Here is a 4,062-nt window from a genome sequence, read left to right on the forward strand (position 1 = left end):
TGCGCGGCCTGACCAGCACCCAGCTGGACGGCCTCACCAGCGACCAGCTGCGCGCCCTGACCTCCAGCCAGATCAACGCGCTGACGACCGACCAGGTCCGCACGCTGAACACGGACGACCTCAACAGCCTCACGTCCGACCAGTTCAACAAGCTTTCCACCGCCCAGGTCGCCGTGCTGACGACGGCCCAGTTGAGCAGCCTGGCCACCGACAACCTCAACGCGATGGGTTCGGCCCAGTTCGCGACGCTGAACTCCAGCCAGTTCGGYTCGCTGACGTCGGACCAGTTACCCAAGATGGAGACGGCCGACCTGCGCTCGGTCACGACCGCCGCGTTGCGCGGCCTCTCTTCCGACCAGATCCTGACGCTGAGCTCCGACGAGGTGTCCAGCCTCACGACCGCCCAGATCGGCTCACTCAGCACATCTCAAGTGCAGGGCCTGACGGCCGGCGACATGACCGCCCTGGGCACCGCCCAGATCGGCGTGCTGAGCTCGGCCCAGGCCCAGGCACTGAACACCGACCAGTTGGCCGCCATCGAGACCGGCGACGTCCGCTTCCTGTCCACGGCCGCCCTGCGCGCCCTGACCAGCACACAGCTGGATGGCCTCACCTCCGACCAACTGCGCGCCCTCTCCTCCAGCCAGATCAACTCGCTGACCACTGCCCAGGTCAGCACGCTGAACACCGACGACCTGAACAGCTTCACGTCCGACCAGTTCAACAAGCTGTCCACCGCCCAGGCCCAGTCGCTGACGACCACCCAGCTCAGCCATCTGGCCACCGACAGCCTCAATGCGATGGGCTCATCGCAGTTCGCGACGCTGAGCTCGGCCCAGTTCGGTTCGCTGACCAGCGACCAGTTGCCCAAGCTGGAGACGGCCGACCTGCGCGCCGTCACGACCGCGGCCCTGGCCGGCCTGACCTCCGACCAGATCCTGACGCTGACCTCCGACGAGGTGGCCGGCCTGTCGACCGGCCAGATCGCCTCGCTGTCGGCCAGCCAGGTCAAGGGCCTGACGGCCGGCGACATGACGGCGCTGAGCAGCGCCCAGGTGGCCGCCCTGAGTTCGGTTCAAGCCGCGGCACTGAACACCGACCAGCTGTCCGCCATCGATGCGGCCGACATGAAGTCGATGACGACGGCCGCCCTGCGCGCCCTGTCGAGCACCCAGATCGATGGCCTGACCAGCGACCAGTTGCGCGCCCTCACCAGCGCCCAGCTCAACGCGCTGACCACCAGCCCGCAGATCGTCGGCCTCAACACCGATGACCTCAATGTCCTGACGACGGACCAGATTGCCCGACTGTCGACCGCGCAGATCCAGGCGCTGACGACCACGCAGCTGAGCAACCTGGTCACCGACAGCCTGAATGCGATGGGCTCGGCCCAGTTCGCCACGCTGTCTTCCAGCCAGTTCGGCTCGCTGACGACCGACCAGCTCTCCAAGATGGAGACGGCCGACCTGCGCGCGGTCACGACCGCTGCACTGCGCGGCCTGAGTTCCGATCAGGTCCAGTCGCTGAGCTCGGACGAAGTGAGTTCGTTGACCACTGCCCAGGTGGCCGCACTGACGACGGCCCAGGTCAAGGGCCTGACGGCCGGCGACATGACGGCGCTCGGTACCGCCCAGGTGGCCGCKYTGAGCTCGGCCCAGGCCCAGAACCTGTCGACCGACCAGCTSTCCGCCATCGAAGCCGCCGACATGAAGTCGCTGACGACGGCSGCYCTGCGYKCSCTGTCCAGCACCCAGCTCGACGGCCTGACCTCSGACCARCTGCGCGCGCTGAGCTCCAGCCAGATCAACTCGCTGACCACCGACCAGGTCCGCACGCTGAACACGGACGACCTCAACAGCCTCACGTCCGACCAGTTCAACAAGCTCTCCACCGCCCAGGTGCAGGTGCTGACGACYGCTCAGCTGAGCAACCTGACGACGGACAACCTCAACGCGATGGGYTCGGCCCAGTTCGCCACGCTGAATTCGTCGCAACTGGGTTCGCTGACGTCGGACCAGTTGCCCAAGATGGAGACGGCCGATCTGCGCGCCGTCACGACTGCGGCACTGGCGGGCCTGAGCTCCGACCAGATCCTGACGCTGACCTCCGACGAGGTGGCGGGCCTGTCCACGGGACAGATTGCTTCGCTGTCCGCCACGCAAGTCAAGGGCCTGACGGCCGGTGACATGACGGCCCTGTCCACGGCCCAGGTTGGCGTGCTGAGCTCTAGCCAAGCGGCCGCATTGAGCACGGATCAGCTGTCAGCCATCGAGGCGGCCGACATGAAGTCGCTGACGACGGCCGCCCTGCGCGCCCTGTCCAGCACCCAGTTGGACGGCCTGACCTCGGACCAGTTGCGCGCGCTGAGCTCCAGCCAGATCAACTCGCTGACCACCGACCAGGTCCGCACGCTGAACACGGACGATCTCAACAGCCTGTCGTCCGACCAGTTCAACAAGCTTTCCACTGCCCAGATCCAGGTGCTGACGACCACTCAGCTCAGCAACCTGACGACGGACAACCTCAACGCCCTGGGCACAGCCCAGTTCGCATCGCTGAATTCCACGCAATTCGGTTCACTGACGTCTGACCAGTTGCCCAAGCTGGAAACCGCCGACCTGCGCGCCGTCACGACGGCCGCGCTGCGCGGCCTCTCCTCGGATCAGGTGCTGACGCTGAGCTCCGATGAGGTGTCCAGCCTCACGACCGCCCAGATCGGCTCGCTGACCACCAGCCAGATCCAAGGCCTGACGGCTGCCGACATGACGGCCCTGGGCACCGCCCAGGTGGCCGTGCTGAGTTCGGCTCAGGCACAGTCGCTGTCCACCGACCAGCTGTCGGCCATCGACGCGGCCGACATGAAGTCGTTGACGACGGCCGCCCTGCGCGCCCTGAGCAGCACCCAGCTCGACGGCCTGACCAGCGACCAGCTGCGTGGCCTGACCAGCACCCAGCTCAACGCGCTGACGACCAGCCCGCAGATCGTCAGCCTCAACACGGACGACCTCAACGTTCTGACGACGGATCAGATCTCCCGCCTGTCGACCTCGCAGATCCAGGCGCTGACGACGACGCAGCTGTCCAACCTGGCCACGGACAGCCTCAACGCGATGGGCTCGGCCCAGTTCGCGACACTGTCCTCCAGCCAGTTCGGCTCGCTGACGACCGACCAGCTGTCCAAGCTCGAGACGGCCGACCTGCGTGCCGTCACGACCAATGCGCTGCGCGGCCTGAGTTCCGACCAGGTCCAGTCGCTGACCTCCGACGAGGTGTCCAGCCTGTCCACGGGCCAGGTGACGGCCTTCACGACCGCCCAGGTCAAGGGTCTCACCGCCGCCGACATGACGGCGCTCGGCACCGCCCAGGTGGCGGCGCTGAACTCGGCCCAGGCCGCTGCGCTGAACACGGACCAGCTCTCGGCCATCGATGCGGCCGACATGAAGTCGCTGACGACGGCCTCCCTGCGTGCGCTGTCCAGCGCCCAGATCGATGGCCTGACCAGCGATCAGCTGCGGGCGCTGACCAGCGCCCAGCTCAATGCGCTGACCACCAGCCCGCAGATCGTCAGCCTTAGCACCGATGACCTGAACGTGCTGACGACGGATCAGATCGCCCGCCTGTCGACCTCGCAGATCCAGGCGCTGACGACGACCCAGCTGAGCAACCTGGTCACCGACAGCCTCAACGCGATGGGCTCGGCCCAGTTCGCCACGCTGTCTTCCAACCAGTTCGGCGCCCTGGGCACCGATCAGCTCTCCAAGATGGAGACGGCCGATCTGCGCGCCGTCACGACCAATGCGCTGCGCGGCCTGAGCTCCGATCAGGTCCAGTCGCTGACGTCCGACGAAGTCGGTTCGATGACGACGGCCCAGATCGCCACGTTGACGACGGCCCAGGTCAAGGGCCTGACGGCTGGCGACATGACGGCCCTGGGAACGGCCCAGGTGGCCGCGTTGAGCTCGGCCCAGGCCCAGAACCTGTCGACCGACCAGCTGTCCGCCATCGAAGCCGCCGACATGAAGTCGCTGACGACGGCGGCTCTGCGCTCGCTGTCCAGCACCC

At 67.0% G+C, this 4,062-nt stretch carries 1 protein-coding gene; it reads left to right on the top strand.

What is annotated here, in order from left to right; all coding sequences use genetic code 11:
• On the top strand, positions 1 to 4,062 hold a 4,062-nt coding region (locus tag ACXJKJ_RS29940; RefSeq protein WP_457394939.1), incomplete at both ends, for a beta strand repeat-containing protein.

Source organism: Roseateles sp. P5_E1 (genome assembly GCF_054049335.1).